At 57.9% G+C, this 16,057-nt stretch carries 17 protein-coding genes; 11 read left to right on the top strand and 6 right to left on the bottom strand.

The window, feature by feature from the left end; all coding sequences use genetic code 11:
* Positions 1 to 7: 7 nt before the first annotated feature.
* From phrB to VGC62_RS23875, 8 genes are read left to right on the top strand one after another with little or no spacing between them, the layout of a single operon-like run.
* Complete coding sequence (phrB, locus tag VGC62_RS23840; RefSeq protein ID WP_331189536.1) at positions 8 to 1,453, top strand: deoxyribodipyrimidine photo-lyase; 1,446 nt, start codon at positions 8 to 10, stop codon at positions 1,451 to 1,453.
* Complete coding sequence (locus VGC62_RS23845) at positions 1,446 to 1,871, top strand: nuclear transport factor 2 family protein (protein WP_331189537.1); 426 nt, start codon at positions 1,446 to 1,448, stop codon at positions 1,869 to 1,871. Before phrB ends, VGC62_RS23845 begins: the two co-directional genes overlap by 8 nt.
* Entirely contained in the window at positions 1,868 to 2,644 is a 777-nt protein-coding gene (locus tag VGC62_RS23850; protein WP_331189538.1) for an SDR family NAD(P)-dependent oxidoreductase, read from the top strand. The genes VGC62_RS23845 and VGC62_RS23850 overlap by 4 nt, the downstream gene beginning before the upstream one ends.
* Positions 2,641 to 3,888: an NAD(P)/FAD-dependent oxidoreductase gene (locus tag VGC62_RS23855; protein WP_331189539.1), complete on the top strand. Its 1,248-nt coding sequence runs from the start codon at positions 2,641 to 2,643 to the stop codon at positions 3,886 to 3,888. Before VGC62_RS23850 ends, VGC62_RS23855 begins: the two co-directional genes overlap by 4 nt.
* Positions 3,885 to 4,685 carry a DUF1365 domain-containing protein gene (locus VGC62_RS23860; RefSeq protein ID WP_331189540.1) on the top strand — a complete coding sequence of 267 codons (801 nt, stop codon included), beginning with the start codon at positions 3,885 to 3,887 and terminating at the stop codon, positions 4,683 to 4,685. Before VGC62_RS23855 ends, VGC62_RS23860 begins: the two co-directional genes overlap by 4 nt.
* Entirely contained in the window at positions 4,672 to 5,934 is a 1,263-nt protein-coding gene (locus VGC62_RS23865; RefSeq protein ID WP_331189541.1) for a cyclopropane-fatty-acyl-phospholipid synthase family protein, read from the top strand. Before VGC62_RS23860 ends, VGC62_RS23865 begins: the two co-directional genes overlap by 14 nt.
* The gene (locus tag VGC62_RS23870) at positions 5,927 to 6,442 is read left to right on the top strand and encodes a DUF2878 domain-containing protein (protein WP_331189542.1); all 516 of its coding nucleotides are present in this window, start codon (positions 5,927 to 5,929) and stop codon (positions 6,440 to 6,442) included. The genes VGC62_RS23865 and VGC62_RS23870 overlap by 8 nt, the downstream gene beginning before the upstream one ends.
* A 58-nt stretch (positions 6,443 to 6,500) precedes the next feature.
* Entirely contained in the window at positions 6,501 to 6,809 is a 309-nt protein-coding gene (locus VGC62_RS23875; RefSeq protein ID WP_331189543.1) for a YkgJ family cysteine cluster protein, read from the top strand.
* 354 nt (positions 6,810 to 7,163) lie between these two features.
* On the opposite strand, the gene VGC62_RS23880 is transcribed toward VGC62_RS23875, so the two are convergent.
* The 6 genes from VGC62_RS23880 to hemA form a co-directional block, all read right to left on the bottom strand.
* Positions 7,164 to 7,682, bottom strand: coding sequence for an acyloxyacyl hydrolase (locus tag VGC62_RS23880; protein ID WP_331189544.1), 519 nt, complete (start codon positions 7,680 to 7,682; stop codon positions 7,164 to 7,166).
* Between the two features lie 115 nt (positions 7,683 to 7,797).
* Positions 7,798 to 8,598, bottom strand: coding sequence for a glutamate racemase (murI, locus tag VGC62_RS23885; RefSeq protein WP_331189545.1), 801 nt, complete (start codon positions 8,596 to 8,598; stop codon positions 7,798 to 7,800).
* Between the two features lie 11 nt (positions 8,599 to 8,609).
* Positions 8,610 to 9,365, bottom strand: a complete 756-nt coding sequence (locus tag VGC62_RS23890) for a molybdopterin-synthase adenylyltransferase MoeB (RefSeq protein ID WP_331189546.1) — start codon at positions 9,363 to 9,365, stop codon at positions 8,610 to 8,612.
* Positions 9,359 to 10,192, bottom strand: coding sequence for a peptide chain release factor N(5)-glutamine methyltransferase (gene prmC, locus VGC62_RS23895; RefSeq protein WP_331189547.1), 834 nt, complete (start codon positions 10,190 to 10,192; stop codon positions 9,359 to 9,361). The genes VGC62_RS23890 and prmC overlap by 7 nt, the downstream gene beginning before the upstream one ends.
* Positions 10,193 to 11,275 carry a peptide chain release factor 1 gene (prfA, locus tag VGC62_RS23900; protein ID WP_331189548.1) on the bottom strand — a complete coding sequence of 361 codons (1,083 nt, stop codon included), beginning with the start codon at positions 11,273 to 11,275 and terminating at the stop codon, positions 10,193 to 10,195. It lies immediately after the preceding gene.
* Positions 11,272 to 12,549, bottom strand: coding sequence for a glutamyl-tRNA reductase (hemA, locus tag VGC62_RS23905; RefSeq protein ID WP_331189549.1), 1,278 nt, complete (start codon positions 12,547 to 12,549; stop codon positions 11,272 to 11,274). The genes prfA and hemA overlap by 4 nt, the downstream gene beginning before the upstream one ends.
* 282 nt (positions 12,550 to 12,831) lie before the next feature.
* On the opposite strand from hemA, the gene VGC62_RS23910 reads away from it, so the two are divergent.
* From VGC62_RS23910 to ispE, 3 genes are read left to right on the top strand one after another with little or no spacing between them, the layout of a single operon-like run.
* Positions 12,832 to 14,556 (top strand): tetratricopeptide repeat protein, encoded by a 1,725-nt coding sequence (locus tag VGC62_RS23910; RefSeq protein WP_331189550.1) that lies wholly within the window; start codon positions 12,832 to 12,834, stop codon positions 14,554 to 14,556.
* 4 nt (positions 14,557 to 14,560) lie between these two features.
* Complete coding sequence (gene lolB / locus VGC62_RS23915) at positions 14,561 to 15,178, top strand: lipoprotein insertase outer membrane protein LolB (protein ID WP_331189551.1); 618 nt, start codon at positions 14,561 to 14,563, stop codon at positions 15,176 to 15,178.
* Between the two features lie 2 nt (positions 15,179 to 15,180).
* Positions 15,181 to 16,032, top strand: coding sequence for a 4-(cytidine 5'-diphospho)-2-C-methyl-D-erythritol kinase (gene ispE / locus VGC62_RS23920; RefSeq protein WP_331189552.1), 852 nt, complete (start codon positions 15,181 to 15,183; stop codon positions 16,030 to 16,032).
* Positions 16,033 to 16,057: the final 25 nt, after the last annotated feature.

The following is a 16,057-nucleotide window of genomic DNA, read 5'->3' on the forward strand; positions in this document are numbered from 1 at the left end:
AATGAACATGCAACTGATATGGCTGCGCAGCGATTTGCGCGTTCACGACAACACAGCCCTGGCCTGGGCGATGGAGCGTGGACCTACGCTGGCCGTCTACGTGATCAGCCCAAGGCAATGGATGAGTCATGACGATGCAGCCAGCAAAGTCGACTTCTGGCTGCGTAATCTTGTTGTACTCAAGACGGCACTGAGCGCGCTCAACGTGCCATTGCTGATCGTCCATGCCGATACGTGGGATGAAGCGCCCGCGGTGTTGCTCGATCTGTGCAAAAAACACGCAATCAACAGCGTCCACGTCAACGAAGAATATGGCATCAACGAAACCCGTCGCGATGCTGCGGTGGACTTTGCATTGAGCAGCGTCGGCATCCATTTTCAGAGCCATCTGGATCAGTTGTTCTTCAAGCCCGGCACAGTGCTGACCAAGAGCGGCGGCTATTTCAAGGTCTTTAGCCAGTTCCGCAAGACGTGTTACACCCGCCTGCACCACGGGGTGCCGCCACAGGTTCGGCTGCCGAGCAAACAGCAAGCGCTGAACATCCCAAGCGATAACATCCCAGAGCAAGCAAACGGCTTTCCCACGCCGCCTGAAGCCCTGCGCAATCTTTGGCCAGCAGGTGAAGAAGAAGCACGTAGGCGTCTGGAAACCTTCGCCGATGGCCAGATTGAGCATTATCTGGATGAGCGCGATTTCCCGGCGAAACCCGGCACCAGCCAACTTTCGGCCTATCTTGCTGCCGGAGTGATTTCGCCGCGCCAGTGCCTACATGCCGCGCTGCGCAGCAACCAGGGCGAATTCGAAACCGGTAACGCCGGCTCGATCACCTGGATCAACGAACTGCTATGGCGCGAATTTTACAAACACGTCCTGACAGGCTTCCCGAGGGTCTCGCGCCATCGTGCCTTTCGCCCGGACACCGAAGCGGTGAAGTGGCGTCATGCGCCCGACGATCTGCAAGCGTGGCAGCAAGGCCGCACGGGCTTTCCCATCGTCGATGCGGCCATGCGCCAATTGCTGGAAACCGGCTGGATGCACAACCGGCTGCGTATGGTCGTGGCGATGTTTTTCAGTAAAAACCTGCTGCTCGACTGGCGCGATGGTGAGCGTTTTTTCATGCAGCATCTGATCGATGGCGACCTGGCCGCCAACAACGGCGGTTGGCAATGGAGTTCATCGACAGGCACCGACTCATCACCCTACTTTCGCATTTTTAACCCGCTGAGCCAGTCGGCACGCTTCGACCCGCAAGGTGTGTTCATCAAGCACTGGGTGCCGGAACTGGCGGGGTTGAGCAAACAAGACGTACACAGCCCGGTGGTGCAAGGAGGTTTGTTCGGCGATGCCGACTATCCAGCCCCCATCGTCGACTTGAAGAGCAGTCGGGAGCGCGCCTTGTATGCATTTAGATCCTTGCCGCACCTTCAAACATCGGGTGAAAGCCATGAGTGAATTCCTGTGCGACTTCGCACAGGGATTCGCCGCCCTGGACAGGCACAATCTGCATCGGCTGTCTGAACTGTACAGCCATGACATCGCGTTCGCCGACCCGATTCATAAAGTCCAAGGGCTCAGAGACCTGCACGCCTACTTCACCGAGCTGTACGCCAAGGTCCACAACCTCACGTTCGATTTCCACGCCTTCGATCAGGTGCGCGAAGGTGAGGGCTATCTGCGCTGGAGCATGAGTTATTCACACCCGCGCCTGAGTCGTGGCAAGACCCTTCAGGTTCAGGGCTGTTCGCATCTGCGATGGCGCGATAACAAAGTGTTCCAACACCGAGACTTCTTCGACGCGGGCGCCATGCTTTACGAGCACTTGCCCCTCATCGGTGCGGTGATCCGCTGGCTAAAAAGGAGATTGGCATGAAGCGACGTATCTGGCTCACCGGCGCCAGCAGCGGTATCGGTCTGGCACTGGCCGAAGAATTGCTCAAGGCAGGCCACAAGCTTGCACTGACCGCTCGCACGCTTGCACCGCTTGAGGCACTGGAGAGGCGCTTTCCACATCAGGTGCTCCTGGCGCCTGGCGACGTGAACAATAGCGAACAGGTATCGGCCATCGGCGAGCGCATTGCGCAAATATGGGGCGCGCTGGACACCGCTATCTTCAACGCCGGGATCTGCGAATACATCGACGCAAAAAACTTCGACTCGAACATGCTGGAGCGTGTGGTTCAGACCAACCTGATCGCCACCTCGTACTGCATTCAGGAAGCGTTGATCCTGCTGCGCCAAGGCGAGCGTCCGCATCTGGTGGGCGTCGCCAGCTCAGTGGCGTTCCTCCCGCTAACCCGCTCCGAAGCCTATGGTTGCTCGAAGGCCGCACTGCGTTATCTGCTGCAGTCGCTGCGCATCGATGTGGCCGACGAGGGTATAGATGTCACCATCATCAGCCCAGGCTTTGTCGACACCCCGCTGACCGCGAAAAACGATTTCCCGATGCCCATGCGTTGGTCCGCCGAGAAAGCCGCACGCTATATTTTCAAACGCCTGGAAAAACGACGACGGCCACTGGAAATCGCCTTCCCGACGGCGTTCATTCTCGCCCTTAAACTGCTGGCATTGCTGCCTGAACGAGCGCAACTGACCATTGGCAAACGCTTGGCCCGCACCTCAAGCCACGTTGAGGGCGCGAAATGAAAGTCGCGATCATCGGCAGCGGCATTTCCGGCCTGACCAGCGCCTGGCTGCTCAATCGTACCCACGACATCACGGTCTTCGAATCCGCGACCTGGGTGGGCGGCCACACCCATACGATTGACGTGACGGTCGATGGCAAATCTCACGCGATCGACACCGGCTTCATCGTTTTCAACGACTGGACCTACCCTAATTTCATCCGTTTGCTGGACACCTTGGGCGTGGCGTTCAAACCGACGCAAATGAGCTTTTCAGTCTGCGACCCCAAGTCCCGTACCGAGTACAACGGCAACACCCTCAACAGCTTGTTCGCGCAGCGCAGCAACCTGCTTTCGCCGACCTTCTGGGGCATGTTGCGCGATATCCTGCGCTTCAATAAAGAAGCGCTGTACGACCTGCAAAGCCATCGCATCGCCGCCGATACCACGCTGGGCGCGTACCTGAAATCAGGCGGCTATGGCCGACGCTTTACCGAGCATTACATCGTGCCAATGGGCGCAGCGATCTGGTCGATGTCACTGACAGACATGCTGGCGTTTCCGCTGCAATTGTTTGTGCGCTTTTTTAAGAACCACGGCCTGCTGTCCGTCAACAATCGCCCGCAATGGTGCGTGATCGAAGGCGGCTCAAGCCGTTATATCGCACCGCTGACGGCGTCCTTCAAAGACCGGATTCGCCTGGAGTGCCCCGTCCACAAGGTAGAACGCGACAAGGACGGCGTGACCATCCACAGCGCAACGGGCAGTGAGCGCTTCGACAAAGTCGTTTTCGCCTGCCACAGCGATCAAGCCCTGGCGATGCTTGCCCAACCCAGCGCTGCTGAACAGGACATACTCGGCGCCCTGCCCTATGCCGACAACGATGTTGTGCTGCACACCGATATCAGCCTGCTGCCCAAACGCGAGTTGGCCTGGGCCAGTTGGAACTACCGATTGGGTGGCGCTGGCGATCAATCGGCAGCAGTGACGTATGCGATGAACATCCTGCAAGGCATCGAAAGCGGCACCACGTTCTGCGTCAGTCTCAATCAGACGTCCGCCATCGACCCCTCGAAAATTCTCGCCCGCTTTCGTTATGCACATCCGCAATACAGCCTCAAGGGCATGGCCGCACAAGAGCGCTGGCGGGACGTATTCGGTGTGCAACACACCTATTATTGCGGCGCCTACTGGGCCAGTGGGTTTCATGAGGACGGTGTGGTCAGCGCGTTGCGCGTGGCGTCGGCGTTTGGGGAATCCCTGTGAATAGCGCCCTGTACAGCGGCTGGATCACCCATCGGCGCTTCTCGCCCAAGGCCCATGCGTTTACTTACCGCATTGGCCTGTTGTACCTGGATCTGGAGGAGCAGGACGCGGTGTTGGGCGTGTCGCCGCTGGCCGGTACAAGCCGCTTTGCGCCGTTTTCGTTTCGTCCAACCGATTATTTACGCGACTACACCGGGCGCGGCATCTCGCTGATCGACGCGGTGCGCTGCATCGTGAGCCAGGCATTGGGCCAATCTGCGCTGGGCCGTGTTTGCCTGTTAACACAGGCGCGCAGTTGGGGCCTGTCATTCAATCCGGTGAGTTTTTTCTATTGCTTCGAACGTGACGGCACGCTGGCCGCAATCCTCTGCGAAGTCACCAATACGCCGTGGCGCGAGCGCTATCACTACGTGCTGCCCGCTTCGTCCGAGGGGCATCAGCATGTTGCCGTGACCAAGGCGTTTCATGTGTCGCCGTTTTTGCCGCTCGATCTTGAATACCGCATGAGTTTCAGCCAGCCAGCGGATCGGCTTGGCGTACACATGGCCGACTGGCAAGGGGAGCTTAAGGTGTTTGACGCAACCCTCAACTTGCAGCGCCAGCCCCTGACCCGCCGCGCGCTGCATCGCCATCTGCTCAGCTTCCCGTGGATGACGGCCAAGACCTGCCTGGCGATTTACTGGCAAGCGGCACGGCTGTTTGTTAAGCGCACGCCCATTTTTCCCCATCAGGCCGCCAAGAGCGCTTATCGCACGGCCATCGCGCAGCCAAAGGATCGACGCAATGAAAAGCAGTAGCGTAATAGCCGGTCTTGGCACCCATCATTTCACCGCAACGCTGTTGCGACGCGCAGTCTTGCGGCAACTGTCACACCTGCGGCACGGGCAATTGGTCATCACCGAGGCCAACGAGCGCCAGGTGTTTGGCAGAGACGGATCGAAAATCCAGGGTGAAATACACATTCAAGATTCTGCCACCTGGGGGTTGGTGGCCAGTAACGGTTCAATTGGCGCCGCAGAAGCGTTCATTCACGGCTACTGGACCAGCCCGGACCTGACAGCGGTGATTCGCGTCTTTGTCAGCAATCTTGATGTGCTGGACGCTTTGGAAGGCGGGCTTGCATGGCTGGGTCGTCCATTCGTCCAGGCGCTGCACTGGCTCAATCGCAATACGCGCAAAGGCTCGCAGAAAAACATCGCCGCTCACTACGACCTGGGCAATGACCTGTTCGAGCAGTTTCTCGACCCGACCATGATGTACTCCGCAGCGCAATTCCTTAGCCCCAACGACACGCTTGAACAAGCGCAATTGAACAAATTGGAGCGCATATGCCAGAAGCTTGCACTCAAACCCACCGACCACTTGCTGGAAATCGGCACGGGTTGGGGCAGCATGGCGATCTATGCAGCCCAGAACTATGGCTGCCAAGTCACCACCACGACACTCTCCAAAGAGCAGTTTGCCTACACCGAAAAACGCATTGCCGAGCTGGGCCTTCAGGCACGGATCACCTTGAAACTTGAGGACTACCGCGACCTCACTGGCGAGTACGACAAGCTGGTGTCCATCGAAATGGTCGAAGCCGTCGGCCACCGCTTCCTGCCCACGTACTTCAAACAATGCACACAATTGCTCAAGAGCGACGGCCTGATGTTGATTCAAGCGATCACTATTCGTGAGCAACGCTATGAACAGGCCAGACACAGTGTGGATTTCATCCAGCGCTATATTTTCCCGGGAGGGGCGCTGCCGTCGGTGGCCGTCATGCTGGACATCGTCGGCCGCGAAACCGACATGAACTTGCTGCACATGGAAGACTTCGGCCTGCATTACGCGCGCACCTTACGCCTGTGGCATGACAACTTGCGCCATGCTCATGGCTACCTGGGCGAACTGGGTTACGACGATTACTTCCTGCGTCTGTGGGAGTTTTACCTGTGCTACTGCGAGGGTGGCTTCCTGGAGCGCACCATCGGCACCGCGCAATTATTGCTGGCAAAACCCCAAGCCATGACTCCGCCGTTGCTGGGACGCTTCGATGCTTAAGAACGTTGCCAACGCTGTGCTGTTTCAGCTCGGCTGGTCCGCCTGCGTATTGGGTGGTAATGCTTATGGGTTTGTCATCACATTAGTTGTTATCGCCCTGCACTTCACGCTGATCGGCTCGTGGCGCAACGAGGCAAAGCTGGTGCTAGCGGTGTTGGCCTCAGGCACAGTGCTGGATAACGCACTGCTGAAACTGGGTGTTTTCGATTTCAACGACGCCAGTGTGTTGATTCCACTCTGGCTTGCTTTACTTTGGCCATTGCTGGCGACCACCCTGGACCATTGTCTGGCGTGGTCTGCACGACCTTGGTGGCTTGCCAGCCTGCTGGGGGCGATTGGCGGTCCAGCATCGTATTTCGCCGGGTCACAACTGACAGCGGTTCATTTGCCGCTTGGTTTCTGGCCGAGCATGCTGATTCTGGCTGCGGTCTGGGCAATCGTCTTTCCGTTGCTGCACTGGTTGGCCGGCTATTTCAGAACGCCACGCTCGCAGACAGCGTCAATTTGAGCCATGCGCCTGTCAGGCAACCTCCCTGTTGGCCTCACGCTGCTTTACACTGCCGCGCATGACCGCCATCCCATTGATCCAGATATCCTCCGACCCCATCATCACCTGTTCCACCTGCGCAGCCTGCTGCTGTCAGCTGGAAGTCATGCTGATCACTGAGACAGGCGTGCCTGAACGCTTTATCGATACCGATGACTGGGGCGGCGAAGTCATGCTGCGCCTGGACGACGGCTGGTGCGCAGCGCTGGATCGCGACACGATGATGTGTACCATCTACGATAAACGCCCATTGATCTGTCGGGAATTCGAGATGGGGGCGCCGGAATGCTTAACAGAGCGCGAAGGTATTTCGACGGCTTATCGATGACGGGAAAGGATGTGATCCCCGAGTGATATGCCTCAACGCCCATCACTTGGCGACCTGTTACATCGGCTTGGCGCAATACTTCAAAGCTGACGCCTGCGTAGTAGTCAACTTGTTGGCGAGGCGACCAACGCGGTATGTCGGGGACGCCGCCTCGTGAACAAGTTCACTCTTTCAGTGCGTTCTGACCATGCCCCCATGTGGGAGTCGGGCTTGTCCCGCGACCATCGGGGAACCCGTCGTGAAACCTACGTACGCGGTGTGACAGGCAGACTACGTGCGTCGACTTTACTGGCGCTGCACGCCAGATCGCGGGACAAGCCGCGCTCAGTATGAACTGAGCCTGGAAAGTCAGTTTTAGAACGGCATGGTGTAGTGAACCGCGTAACTCTCGATACCATCGTTGTTACTGGCCAGCCCAGCGTTGGAGTAATGAGTCGCGCGCAGGCCAAGTTCATGGCCACCGGCGAAGCGCAGGCCAAACCCGATGCGGTCTTCGAACTGGAATGCACTTCCCAACTTGTTGCCTTCAACTTCTGTGCGCTGGAACACCGCTGCGCCAATGCCCGCCTCAATGTAGGGTTTCACGCTTTCGCCGGAGAACTCGTAAACAAACACTGGGGAAAACGACAGGCTGTTATTACTGGAACTCTTATCACCTTCCCAGTAGGTGTAAGCCCCGCTCCAGTAACCTGTCAGACGACCGACACCGGTTTGCCACCAACTTTTATCCCAATCGAACTGAGCGCCCAAGCGATAGGTCATTGTCGATTCGCCAGTCTGGCCTATGGAAAACTCAACCCCATTAGCCTGTGCTATCGCACTTTCCCCCGTTAAAACGGCCGCAATCGCAGCCAAACAAAACAGTCGCTTCATCTGGAATATCCTATTTCAAATGCAGTTGTAGGAAATGTCTATCTCAACAGACTTCTTGTAGAAATCTGCAGTTGAGCTTTAGTTCAGCTCAATTCAGCGGCCTTTCACGTTTTTTTCACGAGACGAAGCTTCGCACACTGTCAGACTTTTTCCACAGTATCGGTAGGATATTTCTGAAATTATCTGGATCGCCACTTGTCCAGAACTGAGTTGGCTGTGCATGCCCCTGGGCGAGCAGTTCGCGCTGAGTCAGCAAACGCTGTAATTGGCGGGCTACAGCGCCACCGGTATCGATCAAGGTGATCGACGCAGGGATCATCTCGCGCAACAGTGGTTTAAGAAATGGGTAATGCGTGCAGCCAAGAATAATCGTGTCACACCCCGCCGCCAGCAACGGCTCGACATAGCCTTGCAGCAAGTTGCGAATCGTCGGACTGAGCAGATCCCCGGTTTCGATCAGTTCGACCAGACCCGGACAAGGCTGGGTAACGACCTGAATGTCGGCAGCAAACCGATCGAGCAAAGCGGCGAACTTAGCGCTTTGCAACGTGCCTGTGGTCGCCAGTACGCCAATCACTCCGCTGTGCGTTGCGGCCGCTGCAGGCTTGACCGCAGGCTCCATGCCAACGATTGGCCAGTCGGGATAACGTTCGCGCAGTTCAGCCACGCCGGCGACCGTGGCAGTGTTGCAAGCCAAGACCAGCGCCTTGGCGCCTTGCGCACGAAAGAACTCGGCAATGACAACACAACGCTGGCGAATGAATTCCGGGGTTTTCTCGCCGTAAGGAATGTGTCCGCAGTCGGCCACGTACAACAGGGATTCATTAGGCAGCAGGCTGTGAATCTCACTCAGCACCGACAACCCGCCAACGCCGGAGTCGAACACAGCCACAGGCGCATCGCTGTCTCTAGCCATGCTCGACCACACTATCCATGGATTGCGCCGCACACGTCGCAGCCCGGATCGCGCCGGACCTTGAGTTCGCGAAAGCGCGTGGTCAATGCATCAATCAACAGCAAGCGACCGACCAGTGGCTCGCCAAACCCGGCCAGCAGTTTCAGGGCTTCAAGCGCCTGCAAGCTCCCCACCAAGCCCACCAGAGGTCCAATTACGCCAGCTTCGCTGCAAGTCAATTCGGCCTCGCTGCCGTGACCATACAAACAGTGGTAGCACGGGCTTTCCGGGCGGCGCGGGTCGAACACCGACAACTGACCTTCCAGGCGAATCGCTGCGCCGCTGACCAGAGGCTTACGAGCAGCAACGCACGCCGCGTTCACCGCTTCACGGGTGGAAAAATTATCGGAGCAGTCAAGCACCAGATCCACTGCCTCGACCGCTGCGGCCAGCGAATCGGCATCCAACGCCGCGCGAAGGGGCACAAGTTTTACGTCAGGGTTGATCGCCGTCAGGCGCTCAATGGCCGAGTCGACCTTGCTGCGTCCAACGCTGTGGCTGTCATGGATGATCTGGCGCTGCAAGTTGGTCAGGTCAACCGTGTCGAAATCCGCCAGATGCAGCTCACCCACACCGGCGGCTGCCAGGTAAAGGGACACCGGAGAACCCAGCCCGCCAATACCGACGATCAACACGCGGCTTTGTTTGAGCCGCAACTGACCGTCGATGTCGACCTGCTGCACAAGGATCTGTCGGCTATAGCGCAACAGCTCCTGATCTGTCAGCACGGCACGCGTCCGAAAGTGATGCGCTCATGATCACCGAGATCACGACGGGTTTGAATGTGTTCAAAACCATGGCTATTGAGCAGGTCGCGCACAGCAGCGCCCTGATCGTAACCATGCTCAAGCAGCAACCAGCCACCCGGTTCAAGATGCGCTGGCGCCTGAGACACGATCAGGCGCAAGTCGTCCATGCCATCGATACCCGCAACCAGCGCACTGCTGGGCTCGAAGCGCACGTCACCCTCGACCAGGTGCGGATCGTTGGACGCGATATAGGGCGGGTTGCTGATAATGACGTCGAAACGCCGGCCTTCCAGAGCGCTGAACCAGTGGCTGTTGAGCACCGTGGCGTTGTCCAGGTTCAGCCGCTGGCGATTACGCTCGGCGAGTTCGACCGCCTCATCCACTCGATCAACCGCAGTGATGTTCCACTGCGGACGATCCTTGGCCAATGACAATGCAATCGCCCCGGTGCCCGTGCCCAAATCCAGCAGTTGATGGGCAATAGCACCCGGAAGTAATTCCAGCGCCGTCTCTACCAGCATTTCGGTCTCGGGACGCGGAATCAGGGTGTGCGTGGCCACTTCAAGATCAATGTTCCAGAACCCTTGCAGCCCCAAAATGTAGGCCACTGGCTCGCCGGTGCGACGACGCTGCAGGTAGCCTTCGAAAAGGTGCGCCGCCTCACTGCTGACAATACGCTCAGGCCAGGTGTGCAAAAAGCTGCGAGGCTTGCCCAATGCGGCCGCCAACAGCAATTCGACATCCAGACGCGGCGTCGGAGAGTCCGGTAGTTCGGCGCCTCTTAACAAGCTGGCGATAATGGTCATTTAGTCACCCAATGCCGCAAGTTGATCTGCCTGATACTCGGCAAGCAACGGCTCTATCACTGCATCGACCCCGCCGGCCAAAACTTCATCCAGCGAATACAACGTCAGATTCACGCGATGGTCCGTCACTCGCCCCTGTGGAAAGTTGTATGTGCGAATGCGCTCGGAGCGATCCCCCGACCCCACCAACAATTTACGCTCACTGGCGATGGCATTGGCGGCCGCGCTGGTTTGTTGGTCATTTAACTTGGCCAATAGCCAGGACATGGCGCGTGCTCGGTTCTTGTGCTGCGAACGCTCTTCCTGGCATTCGACGACGATGCCCGAAGGCAAGTGCGTGATACGAATCGCCGAGTCGGTCTTGTTGACGTGCTGACCACCCGCGCCGGACGAACGATAGGTGTCGACGCGCAGGTCCGCCGGATTGATCTCGATCGCTTGCTGCTCATCAGGCTCGGGCAACACCGCAACGGTGCAGGCCGATGTATGGATGCGCCCTTGGGATTCGGTTTCCGGCACCCGTTGCACGCGGTGCGCGCCCGACTCGAACTTCAGCTTGCCGTACACATTATCGCCTTCGACCCGCGCGATGACTTCCTTGAAGCCGCCATGCTCGCCTTCGTTCTCGGACAGAATCTCTACACGCCAGCCGCGACGCTCTGCATAGCGCGAATACATGCGAAACAGATCACCGGAGAAAATGGCCGCTTCGTCGCCCCCGGTACCGGCACGGATTTCCAGAAACACGTTGCGTCCGTCGTTCGGGTCCTTGGGCAACAGCATCTTTTGCAGATTGTTTTCCAGCACCAGCAACTGCTCTTTGGCTTCGCGTACCTCCTCGACGGCCATTTCGCGCATGTCAGGATCGCTGTCCTTGAGCAACGCCTGCGCGCCCTCAAGATCGCCTTGCACCTTGAGCAACAGCTTATAGGCTGTGATCACGGGCTCTGCTTCCGCGTACTCGCGCGAGTAGGCACGGAACCTGGTCTGGTCGGAAATGACTTCGGCATCGCCAAGCAGTGCGGTCAACTCCTCGAAACGGTCACTGAGGATGTCCAGCTTATTGAGCAGTGAAGCTTTCATTGCGGGGTTTTATCCGTGGGGCCCTCACCGAGGGCAAATAATTCCTGAGCCATGGTCAGCGCATCGACGCGACCTTCGGCAGACAGCTTTTTAAGTTGCACGCTGGGCGCATGCATCAATTTGTTGGTCAGGCTGCGGGCCAGCGAAGCCAGCACGTCTTCGGCGTTGCCCCCGTTGGCCAGCAATCGTTGTGCTTTCAACAGCTCTTCGTCCCTTAGCCTTTCGCTTTGCTGACGATAGGCCTTGAGCACGTCGACCGCTGCCAGTTCGCGCAGGCGCGACATGAAGTCATCGACACCAACGCTCACCAACTCCTCGGCAGCCTGCGCCGCACCCTGACGGCTCTTGAGGTTTTCGGCGACCACCTCGTGCAAGTCATCAACGGTGTAAAGGTAGACGTCATCGAGTTCGCCGACCTCAGGCTCGATGTCGCGCGGAACCGCGATATCCACCATGAAGATCGGTTTGTGCTTGCGCAGCTTCAGCGCGCTTTCTACTGCGCCCTTACCAAGAATCGGCAATTGGCTGGCAGTGGAACTGATGACGATGTCGCTGTTCACCAGCTCAGCCGGAATGTCGGCCAGCAGCACAGCGTGGGCGCCAAATTGTTCAGCCAGGATACTCGCGCGTTCCAGCGTACGATTGGCAACGACGATACGCTTTACGCCCAACTCGTGCAGGTGTCGGGCGACCAGCGTGATGGTCTCGCCCGCCCCGATCAGCAGCGCCTGGCTGCGCTGCAGATCGCTGAATATCTGCTTGGCCAGGCTGACTGCGGCAAACGCTACGGACACCGGGTTCTCGCCGATGGCCGTGTCAGTGCGGACCTGCTTGGCAGCGCTGAACGTCGCCTGAAACAAGCGCCCCAACAACGGCCCGATGGTACCCGCCTCACGCGCCACGGCATAAGCGGATTTCATCTGACCGAGAATCTGTGGCTCGCCCAGCACCAGTGAATCCAGCCCTGAAGCGACACGCATCATGTGTCTGACGGCAGCGTCTTCTTCATGCACATAGGCGCTGGCGCGCAGTTCATCAACGTTCAGGTGATGATAGTCGGCCAACCAGCGCAGAATGACGTCGGCCGTGAGTTGGTCCTGTTCTATATAAAGTTCGCTGCGATTGCAGGTCGACAAGATCGCGGCTTCGCGACTTTCGGTCAGGCGACACAGCTGCTGTAATGCTTCAACCAACTGCTCAGGCGTAAATGCCACGCGCTCGCGGACATCGACTGAAGCAGTCTTATGATTGATACCCAGAGCAAGAAAGGCCATTCAAGGTCGCTGATGGTGACGTGAAGCCGGCAATTGTCCTACTTCAATAGATTCAGGACAACCACCGCAATACATTCAGAACAACTGGCAAAGGTTATTGTCCCTATAACGATCCGCATTAAAGCGCCCTAGGGTCTGCGACAATTTGCCATGGTGCAGGCTGCAGCGACTTTACGTAGAGAGCCTAATCGAGGGTCCTTACTTTTCGCACAGGCTGTGGGTTTGCTCCCAGCCTTGTGTCATGATGCTTCCAAACCGCAGGTAAGTCGCCCTCTCCTCTATATGAATAAATCCTCCGCGCTGTTCCTTGCCCTTATCGTTCTTGGTGGCTGCCAGTCTACGGCCACGGTTTCCCCGGAAACGCCACTGGCGAAAGAGACGCCCCCCACGCCTGAAGCCAAGCCTCAGGTCTATGGCTCGTTCACTCAGGAAACAGTGGTCAGCCTGCTGACAGCCGAACTGGCCGGCCAGCGCAATCGTTTCGATATCGCGCTGGACAACTACGTGACCCAGGCGATCAACACCCAGGACCCGGCGATCTCTGAGCGGGCGTTTCGTATCGCCGAGTACCTGGGCGCCGATCAGGCCGCACTGGACACTTCGCTGATCTGGGCGAAGAACGACCCGACCAATCTCGAAGCACAAAGGGCCGCAGCGATTCAATTGGCAAGGTCCGGGCGCTACGACGACTCGATGCGTTATATGGAGAAAGTCCTGCAGGGCCAGGGAGACACTCACTTTGACTTCCTCGCGCTCTCTGCTGCGGAAACTGATTCCGATACCCGCAAGGGGCTGCTCACCAGCTTCGACCGCTTGCTGGGCAAGTACCCGAAAAACGGCCAGTTGATCTTCGGCAAAGCGTTGCTTCTGCAGCAAGAAGGCGAGAACACTGAGGCACTGAAACTGCTGGAAGACAATCCGCCGAACGAAGGTGAAGTCGCGCCGATTCTGCTCCACGCTCGCTTGCTGCAAAGCATGAACCGTGGCAAGGAAGCGCTGCCCCTGCTGGAAAAAAGCATCAAGAAATACCCTGACGACAAGCGCCTGCGCCTGACTTACGCACGCACGCTGGTCGAACAGAATCGCATGGAAGACGCCAAGGTGCAGTTCTCAAGCCTGGTTCAGCAATACCCGGATGATGACGAGCTTCGCTATTCCCTGGCGCTCGTGTGCCTGGAAGCCAAGGCCTGGGATGAAGCCCAGGGGTATCTGGAAGACCTGATCGCCCGTGACAGCCATGCTGACTCCGCTCACGTCAACCTGGGGCGCATCTACGAAGAACGCGACGATCCGCAAACCGCACTGACCGAGTACGCTCAAGTCGGCCCTGGCAATGACTATTTGCCCGCGCAATTGCGCCAGGCCGACATTTTGATGAGCAACGGCAACACTGCCGAAGCCTCGAAACGCTTGGCCCAGGCACGCGCCGACCAACCGGACTACGCCATTCAGCTGTACCTGATCGAGGCAGAAACCCTGACCAACAACAACCAGGCCGACCGTGGCTGGCAAGTGCTGAATCAGGCGCTCAAGCAGTATCCGGACGACCTCAACCTGCTTTATACGCGCTCGATGCTCGCTGAAAAACGCAACGACTTGCAGCAAATGGAGAAGGACCTGCGGGCCATTCTCAAACGCGAGCCCGACAACGCGATGGCTCTGAATGCGCTGGGTTATACGCTCTCCGACCGCACCACGCGCTATGCAGAGGCCAAGGAATTGATCGAGCGCGCTCACGAGCTGAACCCTGACGACCCGGCCGTCCTCGATAGCCTGGGTTGGGTCAACTACCGCCTGGGTAATCTGGACGAAGCCGAGCGCCTGCTGCGTCAGGCATTCGAACGCTTCCCGGACCACGAAGTGGCCGCGCACCTGGGTGAAGTCCTCTGGACCAAAGGCAAGCAGCGCGAGGCGCGTAAAATCTGGGGCAAAGCCCTTGAACAGCAACCTGACAGTCCAGTCCTGCGCAGCACACTAAAGCGCCTGACCGGATCAGAGACCCTTTGAATTTATGTTACTGCGCCACGTAATCGTATTCGGCTTTATCGCCCTGCTCGCCGGTTGCGCCGGCATCGGCCCCCGTGAGGCCGTACAAGGCCAGGGCAACGCCAAACAATGGCAGGCACACAAACAACAGCTGAGCAGCCTTGATGGCTGGCAGATCAACGGCAAGGTCGGTATTCGGGCACCGAAGGACTCGGGCAGCGGCACGTTGTTCTGGCTGCAGCGTCAGGACTACTACGACATTCGCCTGTCCGGCCCGCTGGGGCGTGGTGCGGCGCGGTTAACCGGTCGCCCCGGCGCGGTGTCCCTGGAGGTCGCCAATCAGGGCCGCTTCCAAGCGCCGGACCCCGAAAGCCTGCTGCAGGATCAACTCGGCTGGAGGCTGCCGGTCTCGCACCTGGTCTGGTGGGTTCGCGGATTGCCCGCGCCTGACAGCAAAAGCAGGCTGACACTAGATGCCGACAGTCGCCTGTCAAACCTGGAACAGGACAACTGGCAGATCGAATACCTCAGCTATACCCAGCAGAACGGCTACTGGCTACCCGAGCGGATCAAACTGCACGGCGAAGACCTGGACGTGACGCTGGTCGTCAAGGACTGGCAACCGCGCAAACTGGGGCAATAAATATGTCCCAGCCTCGCCTGACCCTGCCCGCCCCGGCCAAACTCAACCTGATGCTGCATATCCTTGGCCGTCGCACCGATGGTTACCACGAGCTGCAGACGCTGTTTCAGTTTCTCGATTATGGCGATGAACTGAGTTTTGCCCTGCGCGAAGACGGAAAAATAAGGCTTCAGACCGAAATTCCCAACGTTCCCCACGACAGCAATCTGATCGTCCGGGCAGCTCGTTCACTCAAGGAACAGTCCGGCAGTTTACTGGGTGTGGATATCTGGTTGAAAAAAGTGCTGCCCATGGGCGGCGGAATCGGCGGCGGAAGCTCCGATGCAGCCACAACTTTATGGGGCCTCAATCATCTCTGGAATCTGGGCTGGGATGAAGATCGGTTGGCCGCCTTAGGCCTGACGTTAGGCGCAGACGTCCCGGTTTTCGTGCGCGGTCGGGCCGCTTTCGCCGAAGGCGTCGGAGAAATACTGACCCCGGTAAATCCCGAAGAACCGTGGTATCTGGTGCTTGTGCCGCAAGTATCTGTAAGTACAGCAGAAATTTTTTCAGATCCGCTGTTGACACGTGACACTCCTCCCATTAAAGTGCGCCCCGTTCTCGAGGGAAACAGTCGTAATGACTGTCAGCCGGTTGTAGAGAGGCGTTATCCAGCTGTTCGTAACGCATTGAATTTGCTAGGTAAATTTACCGAAGCAAAACTAACCGGAACTGGAAGTTGTGTGTTTGGGGCCTTCCCAAACAAAGCTGAAGCTGATAGAGTCTCGGCCCTTCTTACAGAGACCCTTACAGGGTTTGTAGCGAAAGGAAGTAACATTTCGATGTTACATCGCAAGTTACAAAATCTGTTCTAAGAAACGAGTGCTGGGCACTCGGCAA

The sequence above is a fragment of the Pseudomonas sp. genome (genome assembly GCF_036404235.1).
Classification (GTDB): domain Bacteria; phylum Pseudomonadota; class Gammaproteobacteria; order Pseudomonadales; family Pseudomonadaceae; genus Aquipseudomonas.

Excerpts from the sequence above, each read along its gene's own strand:
- phrB (WP_331189536.1), top strand. The coding sequence starts at position 8 with ATGCAACTGATATGGCTGCGCAGCGATTTGCGCGTTCACGACAACACA.
- VGC62_RS23845 (WP_331189537.1), top strand. The coding sequence starts at position 1,446 with ATGAGTGAATTCCTGTGCGACTTCGCACAGGGATTCGCCGCCCTGGAC.
- VGC62_RS23850 (WP_331189538.1), top strand. The coding sequence starts at position 1,868 with ATGAAGCGACGTATCTGGCTCACCGGCGCCAGCAGCGGTATCGGTCTG.
- VGC62_RS23855 (WP_331189539.1), top strand. The coding sequence starts at position 2,641 with ATGAAAGTCGCGATCATCGGCAGCGGCATTTCCGGCCTGACCAGCGCC.
- VGC62_RS23865 (WP_331189541.1), top strand. The coding sequence starts at position 4,672 with ATGAAAAGCAGTAGCGTAATAGCCGGTCTTGGCACCCATCATTTCACC.
- VGC62_RS23870 (WP_331189542.1), top strand. The coding sequence starts at position 5,927 with ATGCTTAAGAACGTTGCCAACGCTGTGCTGTTTCAGCTCGGCTGGTCC.
- VGC62_RS23875 (WP_331189543.1), top strand. The coding sequence starts at position 6,501 with ATGACCGCCATCCCATTGATCCAGATATCCTCCGACCCCATCATCACC.
- VGC62_RS23880 (WP_331189544.1), bottom strand. The coding sequence starts at position 7,682 with ATGAAGCGACTGTTTTGTTTGGCTGCGATTGCGGCCGTTTTAACGGGG.
- murI (WP_331189545.1), bottom strand. The coding sequence starts at position 8,598 with ATGGCTAGAGACAGCGATGCGCCTGTGGCTGTGTTCGACTCCGGCGTT.
- prmC (WP_331189547.1), bottom strand. The coding sequence starts at position 10,192 with ATGACCATTATCGCCAGCTTGTTAAGAGGCGCCGAACTACCGGACTCT.
- prfA (WP_331189548.1), bottom strand. The coding sequence starts at position 11,275 with ATGAAAGCTTCACTGCTCAATAAGCTGGACATCCTCAGTGACCGTTTC.
- hemA (WP_331189549.1), bottom strand. The coding sequence starts at position 12,549 with ATGGCCTTTCTTGCTCTGGGTATCAATCATAAGACTGCTTCAGTCGAT.
- VGC62_RS23910 (WP_331189550.1), top strand. The coding sequence starts at position 12,832 with ATGAATAAATCCTCCGCGCTGTTCCTTGCCCTTATCGTTCTTGGTGGC.
- lolB (WP_331189551.1), top strand. The coding sequence starts at position 14,561 with ATGTTACTGCGCCACGTAATCGTATTCGGCTTTATCGCCCTGCTCGCC.
- ispE (WP_331189552.1), top strand. The coding sequence starts at position 15,181 with ATGTCCCAGCCTCGCCTGACCCTGCCCGCCCCGGCCAAACTCAACCTG.